The sequence below is a fragment of the Leclercia adecarboxylata genome, assembly GCF_006171285.1.
Classification (GTDB): Bacteria; Pseudomonadota; Gammaproteobacteria; order Enterobacterales; family Enterobacteriaceae; genus Enterobacter; species Enterobacter barmai.
In genome coordinates, this window is record NZ_CP040889.1 from 4,621,380 (window position 1) to 4,640,166 (window position 18,787).

At 57.7% G+C, this 18,787-nt stretch carries 18 protein-coding genes; 9 read left to right on the forward strand and 9 right to left on the reverse strand.

The genetic code is table 11. The features are described 5' to 3' along the window. The 4 genes from FHN83_RS23940 to FHN83_RS23955 form a co-directional block, all read right to left on the reverse strand. The gene (locus FHN83_RS23940) at nt 1-1,014 is read right to left on the reverse strand and encodes an ABC transporter ATP-binding protein (RefSeq protein WP_139565182.1); all 1,014 of its coding nucleotides are present in this window, start codon (nt 1,012-1,014) and stop codon (nt 1-3) included. Between the two features lie 17 nt (nt 1,015-1,031). Then, entirely contained in the window at nt 1,032-2,177 is a 1,146-nt protein-coding gene (ydcS, locus tag FHN83_RS23945) for a putative ABC transporter substrate-binding protein YdcS (protein ID WP_139565183.1), read from the reverse strand. A gap of 291 nt (nt 2,178-2,468) precedes the next feature. Next, complete coding sequence (locus tag FHN83_RS23950) at nt 2,469-3,887, reverse strand: PLP-dependent aminotransferase family protein (RefSeq protein WP_139565184.1); 1,419 nt, start codon at nt 3,885-3,887, stop codon at nt 2,469-2,471. A gap of 112 nt (nt 3,888-3,999) precedes the next feature. Further along, nucleotides 4,000-4,188 (reverse strand): hypothetical protein, encoded by a 189-nt coding sequence (locus FHN83_RS23955; protein WP_039028652.1) that lies wholly within the window; start codon nt 4,186-4,188, stop codon nt 4,000-4,002. A gap of 357 nt (nt 4,189-4,545) precedes the next feature. Here FHN83_RS23955 and FHN83_RS23960 point away from each other — a divergent pair, with 357 nt between their 5' ends. From FHN83_RS23960 to FHN83_RS23985, 6 genes are all read left to right on the forward strand, one after another. Further along, the gene (locus FHN83_RS23960) at nt 4,546-5,574 is read left to right on the forward strand and encodes an LLM class flavin-dependent oxidoreductase (RefSeq protein ID WP_139565185.1); all 1,029 of its coding nucleotides are present in this window, start codon (nt 4,546-4,548) and stop codon (nt 5,572-5,574) included. A 307-nt stretch (nt 5,575-5,881) separates the two neighbouring features. After that, entirely contained in the window at nt 5,882-6,091 is a 210-nt protein-coding gene (locus tag FHN83_RS23965) for a hypothetical protein (protein ID WP_139565186.1), read from the forward strand. 138 nt (nt 6,092-6,229) lie between these two features. Further along, nucleotides 6,230-7,636, forward strand: coding sequence for a cytochrome ubiquinol oxidase subunit I (locus tag FHN83_RS23970; RefSeq protein WP_139565187.1), 1,407 nt, complete (start codon nt 6,230-6,232; stop codon nt 7,634-7,636). Continuing rightward, nucleotides 7,636-8,646: a cytochrome d ubiquinol oxidase subunit II gene (gene cydB, locus FHN83_RS23975; RefSeq protein WP_139565188.1), complete on the forward strand. Its 1,011-nt coding sequence runs from the start codon at nt 7,636-7,638 to the stop codon at nt 8,644-8,646. The genes FHN83_RS23970 and cydB overlap by 1 nt, the downstream gene beginning before the upstream one ends. Then, nucleotides 8,646-8,774 carry a DUF2474 domain-containing protein gene (locus FHN83_RS23980; protein WP_139565189.1) on the forward strand — a complete coding sequence of 43 codons (129 nt, stop codon included), beginning with the start codon at nt 8,646-8,648 and terminating at the stop codon, nt 8,772-8,774. Before cydB ends, FHN83_RS23980 begins: the two co-directional genes overlap by 1 nt. Before the next feature lie 159 nt (nt 8,775-8,933). After that, nucleotides 8,934-9,164, forward strand: a complete 231-nt coding sequence (locus FHN83_RS23985) for a DUF2554 family protein (protein ID WP_039028647.1) — start codon at nt 8,934-8,936, stop codon at nt 9,162-9,164. On the opposite strand, the gene FHN83_RS23990 is transcribed toward FHN83_RS23985, so the two are convergent. Together FHN83_RS23990 and FHN83_RS23995 are read right to left on the reverse strand one after the other, a co-directional pair. After that, complete coding sequence (locus FHN83_RS23990) at nt 9,165-11,129, reverse strand: peptidase U32 family protein (protein WP_039028646.1); 1,965 nt, start codon at nt 11,127-11,129, stop codon at nt 9,165-9,167. A gap of 80 nt (nt 11,130-11,209) precedes the next feature. Next, nucleotides 11,210-11,737 (reverse strand): helix-turn-helix domain-containing protein, encoded by a 528-nt coding sequence (locus FHN83_RS23995; RefSeq protein WP_138369054.1) that lies wholly within the window; start codon nt 11,735-11,737, stop codon nt 11,210-11,212. Between the two features lie 68 nt (nt 11,738-11,805). Here FHN83_RS23995 and FHN83_RS24000 point away from each other — a divergent pair, with 68 nt between their 5' ends. Beyond that, the gene (locus tag FHN83_RS24000; protein ID WP_255296768.1) at nt 11,806-12,993 is read left to right on the forward strand and encodes a benzoate/H(+) symporter BenE family transporter; all 1,188 of its coding nucleotides are present in this window, start codon (nt 11,806-11,808) and stop codon (nt 12,991-12,993) included. On the opposite strand, the gene FHN83_RS24005 is transcribed toward FHN83_RS24000, so the two are convergent. After that, nucleotides 12,973-13,845, reverse strand: coding sequence for an AraC family transcriptional regulator (locus tag FHN83_RS24005; protein ID WP_039028643.1), 873 nt, complete (start codon nt 13,843-13,845; stop codon nt 12,973-12,975). The two genes, FHN83_RS24000 and FHN83_RS24005, sit on opposite strands and share 21 nt — an antisense overlap. A 184-nt stretch (nt 13,846-14,029) precedes the next feature. Here FHN83_RS24005 and FHN83_RS24010 point away from each other — a divergent pair, with 184 nt between their 5' ends. Continuing rightward, the gene (locus FHN83_RS24010; protein ID WP_039028642.1) at nt 14,030-14,926 is read left to right on the forward strand and encodes a DMT family transporter; all 897 of its coding nucleotides are present in this window, start codon (nt 14,030-14,032) and stop codon (nt 14,924-14,926) included. Between the two features lie 34 nt (nt 14,927-14,960). On the opposite strand, the gene FHN83_RS24015 is transcribed toward FHN83_RS24010, so the two are convergent. Together FHN83_RS24015 and FHN83_RS24020 are read right to left on the reverse strand one after the other, a co-directional pair. Beyond that, nucleotides 14,961-15,632, reverse strand: a complete 672-nt coding sequence (locus tag FHN83_RS24015) for a DUF3313 domain-containing protein (protein WP_039028641.1) — start codon at nt 15,630-15,632, stop codon at nt 14,961-14,963. A 137-nt stretch (nt 15,633-15,769) separates the two neighbouring features. Beyond that, nucleotides 15,770-17,362, reverse strand: a complete 1,593-nt coding sequence (locus tag FHN83_RS24020; protein ID WP_139565190.1) for an ABC transporter substrate-binding protein — start codon at nt 17,360-17,362, stop codon at nt 15,770-15,772. Nucleotides 17,363-17,476: 114 nt separating this feature from the next. Between FHN83_RS24020 and pepT the strand changes: the two genes are divergently transcribed. Beyond that, nucleotides 17,477-18,706: a peptidase T gene (gene pepT, locus FHN83_RS24025; RefSeq protein ID WP_139565191.1), complete on the forward strand. Its 1,230-nt coding sequence runs from the start codon at nt 17,477-17,479 to the stop codon at nt 18,704-18,706. Nucleotides 18,707-18,787: the final 81 nt, after the last annotated feature.

Sequence of the window (18,787 nt, forward strand, 5' to 3'; positions counted from 1 at the left end):
TCACCCCTCCTCATTCAGCGGCACCATGGCGTCGCGCGCCCACGAGGCGGTGACCAGCTGGCCGGGCTCAACCCCCGAAACCTGGGTCAAACCGCTCAGGTTGGCCTGGCTTACCAGCAGTTTCTCCCCTTCGGCAAGACGCAGCTCGTAGCGGGTGGCCGCTCCCTGGAACTGAACCGCCTGCACCTGGCCCTGTACCTGAATTTCACCCTGCCCGTCCAGACTGATATGCTCCGGGCGCAGGGAGTAGCTGCCGGACATGCCGCAGACGCGCCGTGCCGTCGCGTCGGTAAAGACGTTCGAGGTGCCGACGAAGCTGGCGACAAAGGGCGTGCGCGGGCGCAGATAGAGCTCGCGCGGGGTATCCACCTGTTCAATACGCCCGTTGTTAAACACCGCCACCCGGTCAGACATCGACAGCGCTTCGCCCTGATCGTGGGTGACGAAAATAAAGGTGATCCCCAGCTCCTGCTGCAGTTTTTTCAACTCGAACTGCATCTGCTCGCGCAGCTTGAGATCCAGCGCGGCGAGAGGTTCATCCAGCAGCAAAACCCGGGGCTGATTGACCAGCGCCCGGGCAATCGCCACCCGCTGGCGCTGGCCACCGGAGAGCTGCGAGGGCTTGCGCGCTTCGGCAAAGCTGAGCCCGACCTTCTCCAGCGCTTCCCGCGCCTGGGCCTGGCGGGTGGATTTGTTGATCCCTTTAACCATCAGCCCGTAGGCCACGTTCTCAAGGATCGACATGTGGGGAAAGAGCGCATAGTCCTGAAAGACGGTGTTGACGTCGCGCTCCCAGGGCGGAAGCAGGCTGGCGTCTTTACCGAAAATGGAAATCGTGCCGCCGCTCAGCTGTTCGAAACCGGCAATCAGGCGCAGGCAGGTGGTTTTGCCGGAGCCCGAAGGCCCCAGCATGGAGAAAAACTCGCCGTCACGTATCCGGATCGTCACCCCATCCACCGCACGCACGTCGCCATACAGGCGTGAGACTTCGTTAAACTCGACTGCGTACGTCATAATCCGCTCCCTGGCGCTTAACGACCGCCCATAATGGCGATGTAGTCCTGAACCCAGCGGCTGTACGGAACGAATTTCCCGCCGTTGGCGGTCGGCGTTTTCCAGAACATGATTTTGTCGAAATAGTTATAGCCGTTGGTTTCGCAGCCCTTGTCGCCGAGCAGGGTGCTGGCTTTACAGCCTTCCGCAACCACCGGCAGCGAGCCGAACCACCCCGCCAGATCGCCCTGCACTTTCGGCGTCAGGGACCAGTTCATCCACTTATAGGCGCACATCGGGTGTTTGGCGTCGGCGTGCAGCATGGTGGTATCCGCCCAGCCCGTAACGCCCTCTTTCGGGAAGACGGTGCCAATCGGCTGATTCTCACCTTTCAGGGCGTTGGCCTGATACGGCCAGGCGCTGGAGGCCACCACCCCTTCGTTTTTGAAATCACTCATCTGGACGGTGGTGTCGTGCCAGTAGCGGTGAACAAGCGCGTGCTGATCTTTCAGCACCTTCACCACCGCCGCGTACTGTTTCTCCGTCAGCTGGTAGGGGTCGGTGATGCCCAGATCCGGCTGGGTGGCTTTGACATACAGCGCCGCATCGGCCACGTAAATCGGGCCATCGTAGGCCTGGACACGCCCTTTGTTGGTTTTGCCATCCGGCAGGTTTTGCTCTTTAAACACCACAGCCCAGCTGTCAGGCGGCGTCGGGAAGGTTTTGGTGTTATACATCAGCAGGTTTGGGCCCCACTGGTAGGGTGTGCCATACGCTTTGCCGTCGACGTTAAACCACTCGCCTTTGACGATGCGCGGGTCGATGGTTTTCCAGTTGGGGATCAAATCGGGATTGATGGGCTGCACGCGTTTGCCCATGATCAGGCGCAGAGAGGCGTCGCCGGAAGCGGTGACCAGGTCATAACCGCCCTTCGCCATCAGGCTGACCATCTCATCCGAGGTGGCGGCGGTTTTAACGTTAACTTTGCAGCCGGTCTCTTTTTCAAACTGGGTGACCCAGTCGTAGTTTTTATCGGTTTCACCCCGTTCGATATAACCTGGCCAGGCAATGATATCCAGCCGCCCTTCTCCCTTGCCGATCTCTTTTGGAGGCTCTGCCGCCTGCGCAGTCAAAATAGTCATGCCGAGCGCGCACAGGCTGCTACGGGCAAATTTTTTGCTCATACGTAATACTCCTGTCGTAATGAAATCAGACGGCAGCCGTGCCGGTAGAATATCTCCTTAATTAAACGTAGACCGCGCCATTGCGGCGCACCCGGCAGGCCTGAGAAATTTCACCAGGTTGTGACCGGGGGCGCATTCCCCGGTAACTGGATTATAGACAAGGGGTTAGCAGACGAAGGGGTTATGCATATTTCCTATGAGCGATAATAAAAAACGCCGCAATTTAATTGCGGCGTTATTAACGGGATAAGAAATAATTATTCAGACCGGCAGATCAATAGCGCAAAAAACCTATTTTTGATTTTTTAACATCTCGCTAATTATCCGCGCTAACTGGATCACCGCCTGCTCTTCCCGCTCCCCCCAGGCCCACGAGGTATTAAAGCGGAAAAACGGCGTCCAGGTATCGGAGGTGGAAAACATTTTACCCGGGGCGATGCTGATCTGATGCCCCAGCGCCCGGGCGCTAAGCTCCCCGGCATCCAGCGGCGCGGGCAGTTCCAGCCATAAGAAGTAGCCGCTGTCGCTGTGGTGGATTTTGACCTCGGCGGGCAAATGGCGCAGCAGCGCCTGCCACGCCTGCTGTTTGCGGTCGGCCAGGGTACGGCGCAGACGCCTGAGATGGGCGTCGTAGCGTTTGGTGGCGAGATAATCCACCAGCGCCAGCTGCATCGGCGAACTGGTGGATAAGGTGCTCATCAACTGAAGCTGCTGGATGCGGCGTGCATGTTTCCCGGCGGCGACCCAGCCAATACGAAATCCGGCCACCAGGCATTTGGAGAACGACGAGCAGTGCAGCGTCATGTCGTTTCGATCCCAGGCTTTCGCCGGGAGCGGCTTTTCGCGGCCGTAATAGAGCTCGCTGTAGACATCATCTTCAATCAGCGTGACGTTATGTTGCGCGAGCAAAGCAATAAGCTGCGCTTTCTTTTCGGCACTGAGGGTAAAGCCCAGCGGGTTCTGCCCGTTGGTCATCAGCCAGCAGGCTTTCACCGGATAGTCGTTCAGCGCCTGTGCCAGCGCATTGAGGTCGATCCCGTCGCGCACGTCGGTGGCGACCGACAGCGCCTTGAGCTTCAGTCGCTCCAGCGCCTGCAGCGCGCCGTAGAAACAGGGGTTTTCGACGATCACCCAGTCGCCCGGTTCGGTCACCGCTTGCAGGCTGAGGTTGAGGGCTTCGAGCGCCCCGGCGGTAATAACGATTTCATCCGGGGAGATATTCATCCCCTGCTGGGCATAGCGGCGGGCGATGGCGTGGCGCAGATCGACATTCCCCGGCGGCAGGTTCTCGATCACGCTCATGGCGGTAGCGGTTTTGCTGACGTTGGCCAGGGAGCGGTTCAGCTGCTGTAAGGGGAAGAGTCGCGGATCGGGAAAGGCCGAGGCAAAAGGCACCACCGAGGGATCGCGACTGGCCTGCAGGACGTCGAAGATATAGGTATTGATATCGACCGCCTCGTCGCGCATCACCTGCGCGGGCGGCACCGGCTGTTGCCCGCTGGGACGTGCCGCGACGTAATACCCTGACTGCGGACGCGCCACAATATGGCCCTGACTCTCCAGCATCTGGTACGCATGACCGACGGTCATAAAGCTCATTCCGCTGCTGGTCACCTGCTCGCGCAGCGAGGGAAGCTTATCGCCGGGCTGCCAGACGCCGAGTTCGATCTGCGAAATGATTTGCTGCGCCAGGCGCTGGTATTTTTTCATCGGGTTCTCCTTGCTGCGTTCCATAGTATATCAGCAGGAGAAAAAAGGCAGAATTAATAAACTGTTATAGGTGTGAGGGGGATGTCAGCAGGCGTGACGGCGCCTGGCTGGATTACTTACGCAGCTCAAACGGCACCTGGCGGGCATGACGGGAAGCCGCTAAGTGGTCGAGGGTGATCATGGACGATTTGCAGAAAATGCACTTTGCGCCGTGTGGATTTTTTTCAGACACGTCAAAAATGGAAGTGCGGAACTGCGAGCCATGACAACATGGGCAACGAAAATGGATAGTAGAACTCATGTAAATCTCCTGTACGTATACACGTAAAACTAATGGGCCTTAAAGGCAAAAGGGTCTGAGACAAAACTAATCAGAGCGTAAAGATAAAACCCAGGAGCGACTGTGGAGAGGCACAACGTGATGAGAGATGCTTTAAATACTGCTTAGATATCTTTTGGATTTCAAACCGAAAGAGCATTAACGCATGAATCCAGGAAGGAGGCAAGCGTTATTTACGCTAAAATTCTGTCGGTTACGCGACTCGCTGTATTCATTCAATTTTTTTGATGGGTTCTGTGAAATAAACGGCATTTCATCTCTTTACGTAATCCGTAAAGTAACGATCACGCTATTTCTCTTACATCAGGAAAACCCGGAATGAAAAAGATCGGTTTTTTATCATTTGGTCACTGGACCCCGTCGCCGCAGTCCGGCACCCGCAGCGCCGCTGACGCGCTGCTGCAGTCCATCGATCTGGCGGTCGCCGCCGAAGAACTGGGTGCCGATGGCGCTTATTTCCGGGTGCACCATTTTGCCCGTCAGCTCGCCTCCCCCTTCCCGCTGCTGGCGGCGATTGGCGCGAAAACCAGCCGGATTGAGCTTGGCACCGGCGTTATCGACATGCGCTATGAGAACCCGCTCTATATGGCCGAAGATGCGGGCTCGGCCGATTTGATCGCCGGCGGGCGCTTGCAGCTAGGTATCAGCCGCGGCTCCCCGGAACAGGTGATCGACGGCTGGCGCTACTTTGGCTACGTGCCGGGCGAAGGTGAAAACGAGTCGGATATGGCGCGTCGTCACACCGAAGTATTGCTGGACGTGCTGCGCGGCGAAGGCTTTGCCAAACCCAACCCGCAGCCGATGTTCCCTAACCCGCCGGGACTGCTGCGCGTTGAGCCGCATTCCGAAGGGCTGCGGGATCGCATCTGGTGGGGCGCAGGCTCCAATGCCACCGCCGTATGGGCCGCTAAGCTCGGGATGAACCTGCAAAGCTCCACCCTGAAAGACGACGAAACCGGCGAGCCATTCCATATCCAGCAGGCAAAACAGATCCGCGCCTACCGCGAAGCCTGGGCCGAAGCGGGACATACCCGCACGCCGCGCGTCTCGGTCAGCCGCAGCATTTTCGCCCTGATGGACGATCGCGATCGGATGTACTTCGGCTCCAGCCGTAACGAAAGTGACAGCGTGGGCTATCTGGATGAGAAAACCCGCGCCATCTTCGGGCGCAGCTACGCCGCCGAACCTGACAAGCTGATTGCCCAACTGAAACAGGATGAAGCCATCGCCGAAGCGGACACGCTGTTACTGACCGTACCGAATCAGCTGGGTGTGGAATATAACGTGCACGTGATTGAGTCGATTCTTAAGCATGTGGCACCGGCTATGGGCTGGCGTGACGCGTAAACGTGAAGCCGCCGCCGGGCGTTATGCCGGGTGGCGGCTGAAGCCTTACCCGGCTTACAAAATGCCAGCCCGTAGGCCCGTGCAAGCGTAGCGCCGCCGGGCGTTATGCCGGGTGGCGGCTGAAGCCTTACCCGGCCTACAAAATGCCAACCCGTAGGCCCGTGCAAGCGAAGCGCCGCCGGGCAATATGCCGGGTGGCGGCTGAAGCCTTACCCGGCATATAAAATACCAACCCGTAGGCCCGTGCAAGCGTAGCGCCGTCGGGCAATATGCCGGGTGGCGGCTGAAGCCTTACCCGGCCTACAAAATGACCACCCGTAGGCCCGTGCAAGCGAAGCGCCGCCGGGCGTTTTGCCGGGTGGCGGCTGAAGCCTTACCGGGCCTACAAAATGCCCAACCCGTAGGCCCGTGCAAGCATAGCGCCGCCGGGCGTTATGCCGGGTGGCGGCTGAAGCCTTACCCGGCCTACAAAATGACCACCGTAGGCCCGTGCAAGCGTAGCGCCGCCGGGCAATAAGCCCATCGACTATAACAGTCCCGGTTAACTCACCATTTCATTCAAACTGTTATACATAAATTCCCCATTTCTGTCTCTGATACTCACTTTTGCGCTGATTTACCATAACAGACACACCGATTGACCTTGAGGCTGTGCATGTTTGGTTTAGATGCGTTTCACCTTGCGAGGATCCAGTTTGCGTTTACTGTCTCCTTCCACATTATTTTCCCGGCGATCACCATTGGTCTCGCCAGCTATCTGGCGGTGCTGGAGGGGTTATGGCTGAAAAGCAAAAACCCCGTCTGGCGCTCGCTGTACCATTTCTGGTCGAAGATTTTCGCCGTCAACTTTGGTATGGGCGTGGTCTCCGGGCTGGTGATGGCCTACCAGTTTGGCACCAACTGGAGCGGTTTTTCCCAGTTTGCGGGCAGCATTACCGGCCCGCTGCTGACCTATGAAGTGCTGACCGCGTTCTTCCTCGAAGCCGGTTTTCTGGGCGTGATGCTCTTCGGCTGGAACAAAGTTGGGCCGGGGCTGCACTTCTTTGCCACCTGCATGGTGGCGCTGGGCACTATCATCTCCACCTTCTGGATCCTTGCCTCGAACAGCTGGATGCAGACGCCGCAGGGCTTTGAGATCGTCAACGGCCAGGTGGTGCCGGTGGACTGGTTCGCGGTGGCGTTTAACCCCTCCTTCCCCTATCGCCTGCTGCATATGTCCATTGCCGCGTTCCTCAGCAGCGCGCTGTTTGTCGCGGCTTCTGCGGCCTGGCACCTGCTGCGCGGAAACAACACCCCCGCCATTCGCCGCATGTTCTCGATGGCGCTGTGGATGACGCTGATCGTCGCCCCCATTCAGGCGATGGTCGGGGATATGCATGGCCTCAACACCCTCAAGCATCAGCCGGCCAAAATTGCCGCTATCGAAGGCCACTGGGAAAACCCGCCCGGCGAGCCCACCCCGCTGCTGCTGTTTGGCTGGCCGGATATGGAGCAGGAGCGCACCCACTACGGGCTGGAGATCCCGGCGCTCGGCAGCCTGATCCTCACCCACAGTCTGGATAAGCAGGTTCCGGCGCTGAAGGAGTTCCCGAAAGAGGATCGCCCCAACTCTACCATCGTATTCTGGTCGTTCCGCATTATGGCCGGGCTGGGCATGCTGATGCTGCTGCTGGGTGCCGTCGCCCTGTGGCTGCGCTATAAGCAGCGGCTCTACCACTCCCGGCCGTTCCTGTGGTTTGCCCTGTTGATGGGGCCGTCGGGACTCATTGCCATTCTCGCCGGGTGGGTGACTACCGAGGTAGGCCGCCAGCCATGGGTGGTGTACGGGCTACAGCGCACTAAAGACGCGGTCTCCGCTCACGGCGACCTGCACATGAGCGTCAGCCTGCTGGCCTTTATCGTGGTCTACACCTCGGTGTTTGGCGTCGGCTACAGCTACATGGTGCGCCTGATTAAAAAGGGGCCGCAGGAAGAAGAGACCTTCCCGACCGAAAACGATGGACGCCCGGCACGCCCGCTCTCGGCTGCGAGCACTGAGTTTACTACCAAGGAGACACCATAATGGGAATCGATCTCTCGCTGATCTGGTTTGTGATTATCGTCTTCGCCACCCTGATGTACATTGTGATGGACGGCTTTGATCTCGGCATTGGCATTCTGTTTCCCGCGATTCAGGACGCGGACGATCGGGATGTGATGGTCAACAGCGTCGCCCCGGTGTGGGACGGGAACGAAACCTGGCTGGTGCTGGGCGGGGCCGCGCTGTTTGGCGCCTTTCCGCTGGCCTACGCGGTGATCATCGATGCCCTGACCATCCCGCTGACCTTGATGCTGATTGGGCTGATTTTCCGCGGCGTGGCGTTTGAGTTCCGTTTCAAGGCGACGCCCGCGCACCGCCCCTTCTGGGACAAAGCGTTTATTGGCGGCTCCCTGCTCGCCACCTTCACCCAGGGCGTGGTCGTGGGTGCGGTGATCAACGGTTTTCCGGTTTCAGGCCGCGCTTATGCAGGCGGGCCGTTCGACTGGTTCACGCCGTTCAACCTGTTCTGCGGCCTGGGGCTGGTGGTGGCCTATGCCTTTTTAGGCGCCACCTGGTTGGTGATGAAAAGCGAAAACCCACTGCAGAGCCGGATGCGACAGGTCTCTAAACGCCTGCTGCTTGCGCTGCTAGCGATTATCGCGGTTATCAGCCTCTGGACGCCGCTGGCGCATCCGGCCATCGCCGAGCGCTGGTTTAGCCTGCCAAACCTGTTCTTCCTGCTGCCGGTTCCGGTTCTGGTCACGGTTCTGGGCGTGTGGCAGTGGCGTAGCCTGAATAACCCGCACAGCCATCATCTGCCGTTTGTATTGACCCTCGGGTTAATCTTCCTGGGCTTTAGCGGGCTTGGGATCAGCATCTGGCCGCACATCATTCCACCGTCCATTACCTTATGGCAGGCCGCTGCGCCTGCCCAGAGTCAGGGCTTTATGCTGGTGGGGGCGCTGTTTATTATCCCGATCATCCTTGTCTACACTTTCTGGAGCTACTACGTTTTTCGCGGAAAAGTCCAGCCTGGGGAGGGCTATCACTGATGAATCAACCTGTCTGGAAACGCCTGATGTGGATGGTGATTATCTGGGGCGGCAGCGTGTTAACGCTGGCGCTGGTGGGGATGTTTTTCCGGGTGCTGATGACGGCGGCGGGGTTTAAATCTCACTGACCCTCACCCTAACCCTCTCCCTGAAAGGGAGAGGGGATAGTATGGTGCCCTTCTTACCGACGAATACTGACAAAACCTTTTCCGCGTTTGAATATTTGAATAATAACCTAACGTAACTGTTGGCATCATACCCCGTAAAAGTAACCAACCGGTGGCAAGATGTTTACAAGAGCGTTATCGATAATGTTGCTGGCCTGTGCGTTATTTTCGGGTCAGCTGATGGCAGGACACAAAGGGCACGAGTTTTTTTGGGTGAAGAACGTCGAGCAGCAGTTACGCCACGAGGCGGACAGCGATGAGCTGCGGGTAGCAGCAGAGGAGTCGGCTGACGGCTTGCGCGAACATCACCACTGGCAGAAGTCGCGCAAACCGGATACTCATTTTCGCTAATTAACTGCCTTTACGCTTCGGCAGCGTTTTCAGCAGATCGTCAGGGCTGACGGAGGCCACCACGCTGCCCGGCTGAGGCATTTTGAAGATATGGTTTTTCATCTTGCCGATGACGTGCATTTCGCACGGACGGCAGTCAAATTTCAGGGTTAACACCTCATCGCCATTCACCAGCTGCATCGGCGTCGCTTTCCAGCTTTTGATATTGCCCTTCGCCTGTTTCGGGCACAGGTTGAAGGCGAAGCGCAGGCAGTGCTTGGTGATCATCACCGGCACGTCGCCCTTCTCTTCATGGGCTTCATAGGCGGCGTCTATCAGCTCCACGCCGTAGCGCTGATAGAACGCCCGCGCTTTATGGTTGTAGACGTTCGCCAGGAACGAGAGATGCGTATCCGGGTAGACCGGCGGCGGCACGGAGACCGGTTTGCGGCTGCCGCGCGGGTAGTTTTCCAGACGCGCCGCGTCCAGCATCTCTGCCGTTTCACGACGGAACTGGTTCAGCAGGCTGTTAGGGACAAACAGCGCACCCGGCAGATTGACCTGAATATCACGCGCGTAATAGATGGTCTGGCCCAGTTTAGCGACACCGTCTTTCAGGTTGTTCAGCGCTTTTTCGGCGTTGTTCGCCACCTCAAACTGCCCGTCCAGGGTGTGAGTCACGCTGGTGCCGTCTTCGCTGGTCATGGTGAGGATCAGCTGCTCTTCCCAGCCGCCCAGCTCGATATCCACCGCAATGCGACGCTCGCTGGAGGTTTTCAGCAGCGCCTGCTGCCAGTTGTGGTCGAGGTTACGATTAAGCGCCGCATGCGGACGCGCTTTATACAGGTCGGCAGGCATCTCGTTCGGCCAGACGCGGTAGCGGTTTTCTGCGGTTTTTTCTACCGTATTGGCGCGGAAGCCGACCACTTCACGCTTGATCATCACGTTCAGACCGTCGCCGTTGGCCAGCGGTTCGGTCACTTCGACATCCAGATACTCTTTCGTCACCTTCAGCACTTCACCCACCGGCAGGCCGATAAACTTCGGTGAATCGAATGCGCCGATATCGTCTTTACGCGCGTTCACGAAGTAATCGGTGCTGCCGCGATGGAAGGTCTTGTCGGTGGACGGGATAAAGAAGTGCTCGGTGCGCCCGGCAGAGCTGCGCGCCAGACCGCCGCGATCCTCAATAATGGCATCGAGCATCTGACGGTAATGGGCGGTGATGTTCTTCACGTAGCTCATATCTTTGTAGCGCCCTTCAATCTTGAAGGACTGCACGCCCGCGTCGATCAGCGCGCCGAGGTTGGCGGTCTGGTCGTTGTCTTTCATCGACAGAAGGTGTTTTTCAAAAGCGACCACGCGGCCCTGATCGTCTTTCAGGGTGTACGGCAGACGACAGGCCTGGGAGCAATCACCGCGGTTGGCGCTGCGCCCGGTCTGGGCGTGGGAGATGTTGCACTGGCCGGAGTAAGCCACGCACAGGGCGCCGTGAATAAAGAACTCGATAGTGGCGTCGGTCGCCTGGCGGATGTCGCGGATCTGATTGAGGTTCAGCTCGCGGGCCAGCACGATCTGGGTAAAGCCCGCATCAGACAGGAATTTCGCTTTCTCTACGCTGCGGATATCGCACTGGGTGCTGGCGTGCAGCTCAATCGGCGGGATATCCATTTCGAGGACGCCCATATCCTGGACGATCAGCGCGTCGACGCCGGTCTGGTACAGATCGGTGATCAGGCGCTGCGCCGGTTCCAGTTCATCATCATGAAGAATGGTGTTCAGGGTCACGAACACTTTCGCCCCAAAACGGTGGGCGAACGGCACCAGGTCGGCGATATCGCGCAGGCTGTTGCTGGCATTATGGCGGGCGCCAAATCCAGGGCCGCCGATATAAACCGCATCGGCACCGTGAAGAATAGCTTCACGGGCAATGGCGGCGTCACGAGCCGGGCTTAAAAGTTCAAGATGATGGGATGGCAGGCGCATACTTCGTCGTTATCCGTTATGGTCAAAATGGCGGCTATTGTAGTCAGAAGTATGGGCCAGTGAAACAGTTTTGCGTGCCTTTAGCGGGGATAATGGATGAGTGAGTGAAAGTGCACCGTCTGGCCGCTGCTGTTGCGGTAGGCGTGCGGTTTATCCCCGGCAAATCGCAGGCCGGTATCGGGCATAAGGGTCTGCCAGACGCCGTCGATCTGCATCTCCAGTTCGCCGCTGATCACCACCACGTGTTCAATCACCCCCGCCTCGTGCGGCGTGGATTCGCTGAGCGCGCCGGGTGCCAGGGTTATGGAAAAATGATCGTACTTCAGCGCGTCATCCCATGGGAACAGCGGTTTCACCACCATCGCCTGCTGCTGGGGATCAAACACAGCCGGGTTCTCCGCTTCGGGGGTGATAAAGGTCGAGAACGGCACGTTAAGCCCGGTGGCAATTTTCCACAGCGTCGAAACCGTCGGGCTGGATTCGTTGCGTTCCACCTGGCCGAGCATCGCTTTCGACACCCCGGTCTCTTCTGCCAGCTTCGACAGGCTCCAGCCGCGCGCCTGACGCAGCGTTTTCAGTGTGATGGCAAGATGTTGTGTGATGTCCATGGTCCCTCCCGTTGCCGCGAGTGTAGCACTTGTATGCTATAACGCACAGTGCTACATTCACGGCTGTTATAACGCACAACGGAGTTCCCATGCGCGCATCCTCGCTCACCTTTCCCACCGTCCTGTCCGGCTTTGTCGCCGTGCTGGTGGGCTACGCCAGTTCCGCCGCCATTATCTGGCAGGCCGCCGCTGCCGCAGGTGCAACGGCACCGCAGATAGCAGGCTGGATGACCGCATTAGGGCTTGGTATGGGCATCAGCACCCTGGGGCTGTCGTGGTGGTATAAAGCCCCGGTGCTGACCGCCTGGTCGACGCCGGGTGCCGCCCTGCTGGCGACCAGCCTGCAGGGGGTGAGCCTGTCGGAAACTATCGGCATCTTTATCTTCGCCAATGCGTTAATCCTGATTTGCGGCGTCAGCGGCCTGTTCGCCCGGCTGATGAAGATCATCCCCCACTCGCTGGCGGCGGCGATGCTCGCCGGGGTGCTGCTGCGTTTTGGTTTGCAGGCCTTCAGTAACCTGGAGGGGCATCTACTGCTGTGCGGCAGCATGCTGCTGGCCTGGCTACTGACTAAAGCCTTTGCCCCGCGCTATGCCATTGTCGCCACCCTGCTGGTGGGCGGTGCGGTGGCGGCCCTGAACGGTGACGTTGTCACCGACAGGCTCACCTTCGCCGTGGTGATGCCAGAATTTATTGCCCCAACCTTTAATCTGACCACGCTTATCAGCATCGGTCTGCCCTTCTTCCTGGTGACCATGGCTTCGCAGAATGCGCCCGGGTTCGCCACGATGAAAGCCTCCGGCTATCCGGTGGCCGTCTCGCCGCTGATTATCGTCACCGGCGGGCTGGCGCTGCTGCTTTCGCCGTTCGGCGTGTACTCCATCTGTATCGCGGCCATCACCGCCGCCATCTGTCAGAGCCCGGACGCGCACCCGGATGCCAGCAAACGCTGGCTGGCCGCAGCGGCGGCAGGCGTGTTTTATCTGCTGGCGGGGATTTTCGGCGGCTCGATTAGCGGGCTGATGGCGGCCCTGCCGTTAAGCTGGATCCAGACCCTGGCGGGCCTGGCGCTGCTGGGCACTATCGGCGGCAGTCTGCACCAGGCGCTGCACAATGAAGCCGAGCGCGATGCGGCTATCGTGACCTTTCTGCTCACCGCCAGCGGGGCAACGCTTGCGGGGATTGGTTCGGCGTTCTGGGGATTAGTGGCGGGCGGCGTCTGCTACGCCCTGCTGTTACGCACTCGCCGCGCGTAGCTGGGACGGCGTAAGCCCTGTCGCGGCGCGAAAGCGGTTGCTGAAATGGCTGGCGGAGCTGAACCCGCAGGCCAGCGCAATATCGGTAAGCGGCTGACGGGTGCTGCGGACCAGGGTTTTGGCCTTCTCCATCCGCCGCTGCATCACATACTGGTGCGGGGCCATCTGCATCGACTGACGGAACATGCGGGCAAAGTGAAACTCACTCAGGCTCGCCTGCGCCGCCAGATCCGCCAGGGTCAGCGGCTGGGCCAGATTCTCTTCGATAAACGCCAGCACGTTGCGCAGCACGAACGGCGACAGCCCGCCGGTAACGGTCGGCAACGCCCACTGAACGTTGCTGTAGTGCTGCACCAGATGGGTCAGGAGCAGCGTCGAGGCGGTGCTCAGCGTCAGCTGATTGGCAGACTGCTGCCAGTCGCAGCCAAGGATAAAATGACGGTACAGAGCGGTAATGCTGGCGTCATCGCCAAACAGATTTTCGTCGAGGGTAAAGCTGTACGGGCTTTTGTCCCATACCTGCTCCCCCACGTTGCGCAGGTGATCGTCGGTACAGTAGAGATGCACAAATGACAGATCGTCGCGAATATCCCAAGTGGACTCGCTCTCTTTCGGCATCAGACAAAAACGATCCGGCCCGCCGCCGTTTTTCCAGCCTGCGGTGGTTTTGTGATAGCTCTCGTAACCGTCGGCGATATAAAGGCTCAGCGTGTGGTGATCGCAATATTGCGTAATGGTGTCACGTTTATTTGACCAGGCCGCCAGCTGGATCCCTGAATTCAGCGCCACGGCATTATGTAATACCGCTTTATGCTTGCGCAGATTTTCAAAGGCACCGTAGGTCTCAGCCATAACCACTCACACACTGTTAATAAGAATTAACAAGTCTAAAAAGATCTGCCCTTCAGTGCCAGTCCTCTTCTGCCTGCGTCAGGAAAAAAGCGCAAGAATATGCAAGTCCGCCGCAAGTCCGTGAAAGAAGGCATGAGCCTCTGTCGCCATACTGAGCGCAGACTTTGCTGAGAAGAGAAATAAGATGAACGCATTTTTGTACGCGCTGGTTGTTGTTATCTGGGGAACCACCTGGATTGCCATTTTCCTGCAACAGGGGCCGGTCCCCGCGCCGGTCTCTATTTTCTGGCGCTTTGCCGTCGCCACCGCCACCATTATGACGGTGCTGCTGATACTGCGACGCCTGCGCCCGCTTGCCTTACGTGACCACCTGTTTTGCGGCCTGCAGGGGTGCTGCGTCTTCTGCTTTAACTTCTGGTGTTTTTACACCGCCGCGGCCTATATCAATACCGGACTGGAGTCGGTGATTTTCTCAATGGCAGTGCTGTATAACGCCCTGAACAGCTTCCTCTTTTTTGGTCAGCGCCCGCCTGCCCGCTTTTATCTGGCGGCGGCGCTTGGGCTGCTCGGCATTATTACCCTGTTCTGGAACGACCTGCTGGCCAGCGGCTGGAGCGCCGGTCTGCTGTTCGGGATTGCTCTGTCGGCGCTGGGCACCTACGGTTTCTCGCTCGGGAATATGATCAGCCTGCGCCACCAGCGCAAGGGGCTGGAAACTATGACCACCAACGCCTGGGCGATGCTGTACGGCACCCTGGTGATGGGGGCGATTGCGCTGATCCGCGGGGATGACTTTACGCCGGTCTGGTCGGTGAGCTATATGGGCGCGCTGCTCTATCTGGCGCTGTTTGGCTCGGTGATCGCCTTTGGCGCGTACTTCACGCTGGTAGGAAGAATTGGCGCGGGCAAGGCTGCATACAGCACGTTGCTCTTTCCGCTGGTGGCGCTCTCATTTTCGACGATGTACGAGGGATATGTCTGGCACAGTAACGGGATTGCGGGGTTACTGCTGATTTTAACGGGGAATCTGGTGATGTTTGCCCGACCGGAGAACTGGTTCAGACGTCTGAGAACGGCATAAAAAAACGGCCTGCGCAATGCAGGCCGTTTTTGTGTTACTGGGTTTTATGCACATCAAACATGGTGGCATCGGTCGCCATGTCATCCACAACCTGTTTCAGGGTCGCGAAGGTCATCGGCGTGCTTTCGTTATTCAGCTCTTTACCTTCACCCTTACGCACTACTTTCATGACCGGTTTGTTGGTCTTAGCGTCAATCAGCTCGCCTTCAAAGTAGAGGTGGGTATCCATGGTACGGTGACCCGTTGCCATCTGCGTACCGGCAACGACCAGCGCAACAGGGACAACTTCATAGAACTGCAGGCCTTCTTTCTGCGAGCTAACACCGGTAATAGCACCACGGAAGATCAGGCTACGTGGGCCCGGCGTCGCCACGATTGGCTTACGCTGGCCAATCGCGTTTTTCATTTTATCGTTGGTGTAGTTCAACAGTTCATCCAGCGTACGCTGACCGATCTGGGTGGTTGGCTTCGGCGCCGGATAATAGGTGATGTGGTTCCAGACAATGCTGTCGTAATTCGCTTCGTTATATGACGGATCAACCCAGCGAAGCGTCGGTTTACCCGTTGCTGACGTGGTTGATTTCAAACCGGAGTAATCTTTTAAAAAGCCTGAATATTTATCGGGCTCTGCCACTTTTGACGCACAACCCGCCAGCAGCAACAGGCCGGAAAGCGCGGCAACTTTAAATAAAGTATTAGTACGCATGGGTGTATCCCTGTGAAGTGCAAATATGCAATTGAAGTTATAGCAAATGTTTGCTGAAAAAAAAGTGACAAAAAATGAGGGAGGCAGCATAAATAAGAAAAAGACTGCCCGTAACCATTACGGGCAGCGTTAAATGATTATTTTATATCCACTTGCCAGAATAAATGCTTACCGAACGGGTCAATTTCGTAGCCTGTGACTTCTTTGCGTACAGGCTCAAAAATAGTTGAGTGCGCAATCATTACCGCCGGCATTTGATCGTGCATCATTTGCTGCGCCTGTTTATATAGCGCGACGCGTTTATCGTGATCGGTAATAGATTTAGCCTCGGCAATAATTTTATCAAAAGGTTGATAACACCATTTTGCGGAATTAGAACCGCCGTTGGCTGAGGTGCAGGTAAAGAGCGGACCAAAGAAGTTATCCGGATCGCCCGTTGCCGTGGTCCAGCCCATCAGCGCCGCCTGGTGTTCGCCCCCCTTCACGCGCTTGAGGTATTCTCCCCACTCGTAGGTGACGACTTTGGTCTGCACGCCAATTTTCGCCCAGTCGGCCTGAATCATCTCGGCCATGCGTTTGGCATTCGGGTTGTACGGACGCTGCACCGGCATTGCCCACAGGTCGATGGTCATCCCGTTGGCAAAACCGGCCTCTTTCAGCAGGGCTTTGGCTTTTTCAGGATCGTAATCGTAGTCTTTCAGCTCGCTGTAGGCACTCCACACGCCCGGCGGCAGCAGGTTTTTCGCCGCCGTACCGGTGCCCTGGAATACCGCCTCAATGATGGCCGGTTTATTTATGGCCATCGCCAGCGCCTGGCGCACTTTGACGTTATCCAACGGCGGTTTCTGGGTGTTAAATGACAGGAAGCCGGTATTCAGCCCCGCCTTGCTCATCAGATTAAGATCTTTGTTCGCCTTCATCCGCGGCAGATCGGCGGGATTAGGGAACGGCATCACCTGGCACTCGTTTTTCTCAAGCTTGGCGAAGCGCACCGACGCATCCGGCACGATGGTAAACACCAGACGATCCAGCTTCGCCTTGCCCTGCCAGTACTCCGGGAACGCCGTGAACAGAATGCGCGAGTCTTTCTGGTATTTCGCAAGCTTAAACGGCCCGGTGCCAATCGGCTCCATATCCACCTTCTCTGGCGTGCCGGCTTTGAGCATCGCGTCCGCATACTCGGCGGAAAGGATCGACGCAAAGTACCAGGCCAGGTCCGGGACAAACGGCGCTTCCGGGTGGGCCAGGGTGAAGCGCACCGTGTGTTCGTCCACTTTATCGATGGCGGTGATCAGCTTGCCGAATTCCAGGCTTTCGAAATTCGAGTAGTTGCCGTTAGAGACGTTGTGATACGGATGCTTAGGGTCTTTCTGCCGCATGAAGGAGAAAATCACATCATCGGCATTAAAGTCGCGCGTCGGGGTGAAGAGCTTGTTGCTCTGGAACTTCACCCCTTTGCGCAGATGGAAGGTATAGACCTTGCCGTCCTCGCTCACGTCCCAGCTTTCGGCCAGGCTCGGCACCAGATCGGTGGTGCCCGGGGTAAAATCCACCAGCCGGTTGTACACCGGCACGGCGCTGGCATCCACGCTGGTGCCAGAAGTATAGAGCTGCGGGTTAAAGTTCTCCGGCGATCCTTCGGAACAATAGACCAGCGTTTTAGCGGCAACGGTGGAACTGACCGTCAGTGCAGCTACGGTTAGCGCCAGTTTTGTGAGGTTGCTTTTCATCGCGTTTTCCTGTCTTTTAATTTGACGGCTAATGAATTTTTGTCGTGCCGAACCATAAATATCATTAAAGTGATTTTGCAAACACCTGATAACTCAAATAAAGAAGGATCCACCATGGCTTCTGCGCTCGCCAGACAATTAACCCAACGCTTCTTTCGCTACCTGGCCGTCACCAGCCAGAGCGATCCGAAGGTGAAAACTCTGCCCTCCACACCCGGCCAGCACGAGATGGCGCGAATGCTGGCGGCAGAGCTGCAAACGCTGGGCTTGTCGGATATCGTCATTGACGAATTTGCCACCGTTACCGCGGTGAAAAAGGGGAATGTGCCGGGCGCGCCGCGGATCGGTTTTATCACCCATATCGATACCGTCGACGTGGGATTGTCACCAGACATTAATCCGCAGATCCTGACATTTACAGGCGATGATCTCTGTCTCAACGCCGAAAAAGAGATCTGGCTGAAGGTCAGCGAGCACCCGGAAATTCTGGCCTACCCCAATGAAGAGATCATCTTCAGCGACGGCACCAGCGTGCTGGGCGCCGACAACAAATCGGCGGTGACCGTGGTGATGACGGTGCTGGAAAACCTCACCGCTGAGCACAAACATGGCGATATCGTGGTGGCTTTTGTGCCGGATGAAGAGATTGGTCTGTGCGGGGCGAAGGCGCTGGATCTGAAGCGTTTTGACGTCGATTTCGCCTGGACCATCGACTGCTGCGAGCTCGGGGAGATTGTCTATGAGAACTTCAACGCGGCGGCGGCGGAAATTCGCTTTACCGGCGTGACGGCGCATCCAATGTCGGCCAAAGGGGTGCTGGTGAACCCGCTTCTGATGGCGACGGATTACATCAGCCACTTCGATCGCCTGCAAACGCCGGAGCACACCGAGGGCCGCGAAGGCTATATCTGGTTTAACGGCATTCAGGCCGGGCAAAACGAGGCGCTGCTGAAGGCGAGCATTCGTGATTTTGATCGCGACAGTTTCGCCGCTCGCAAGGCGCAGATTGGCGACGTGGCAGAGAAGATCGCCGCCCAGCACCCAACGGCTAAGGTGAGCTGGCACATCGAAGATACCTACAGCAACATCAGCAACGCGGTGGGCGAAGATCGCCGGGCGATTGACCTGATGTTTGAGGCGATGGAAAGTTTAGGCATCACCCCAAAACCGACCCCGATGCGCGGCGGCACCGACGGCGCGGCGCTGTCGGCGAAAGGGCTGTTAACCCCGAACTTCTTCACCGGAGCCCACAACTTCCACTCGAAGTTTGAATTTTTACCGCTGAAGTCGTTTGAGGCGTCGTATAACACCGCGCTACAGATTTGCCTGCTGGCGGCGCGTTAAGCCGGGTGGCGGCTGCGCCTTACCCGGCCTACAACGGCACTCACCCGTAGGCCCGTGCAAGCCTAGCGCCGCCGGGCAATG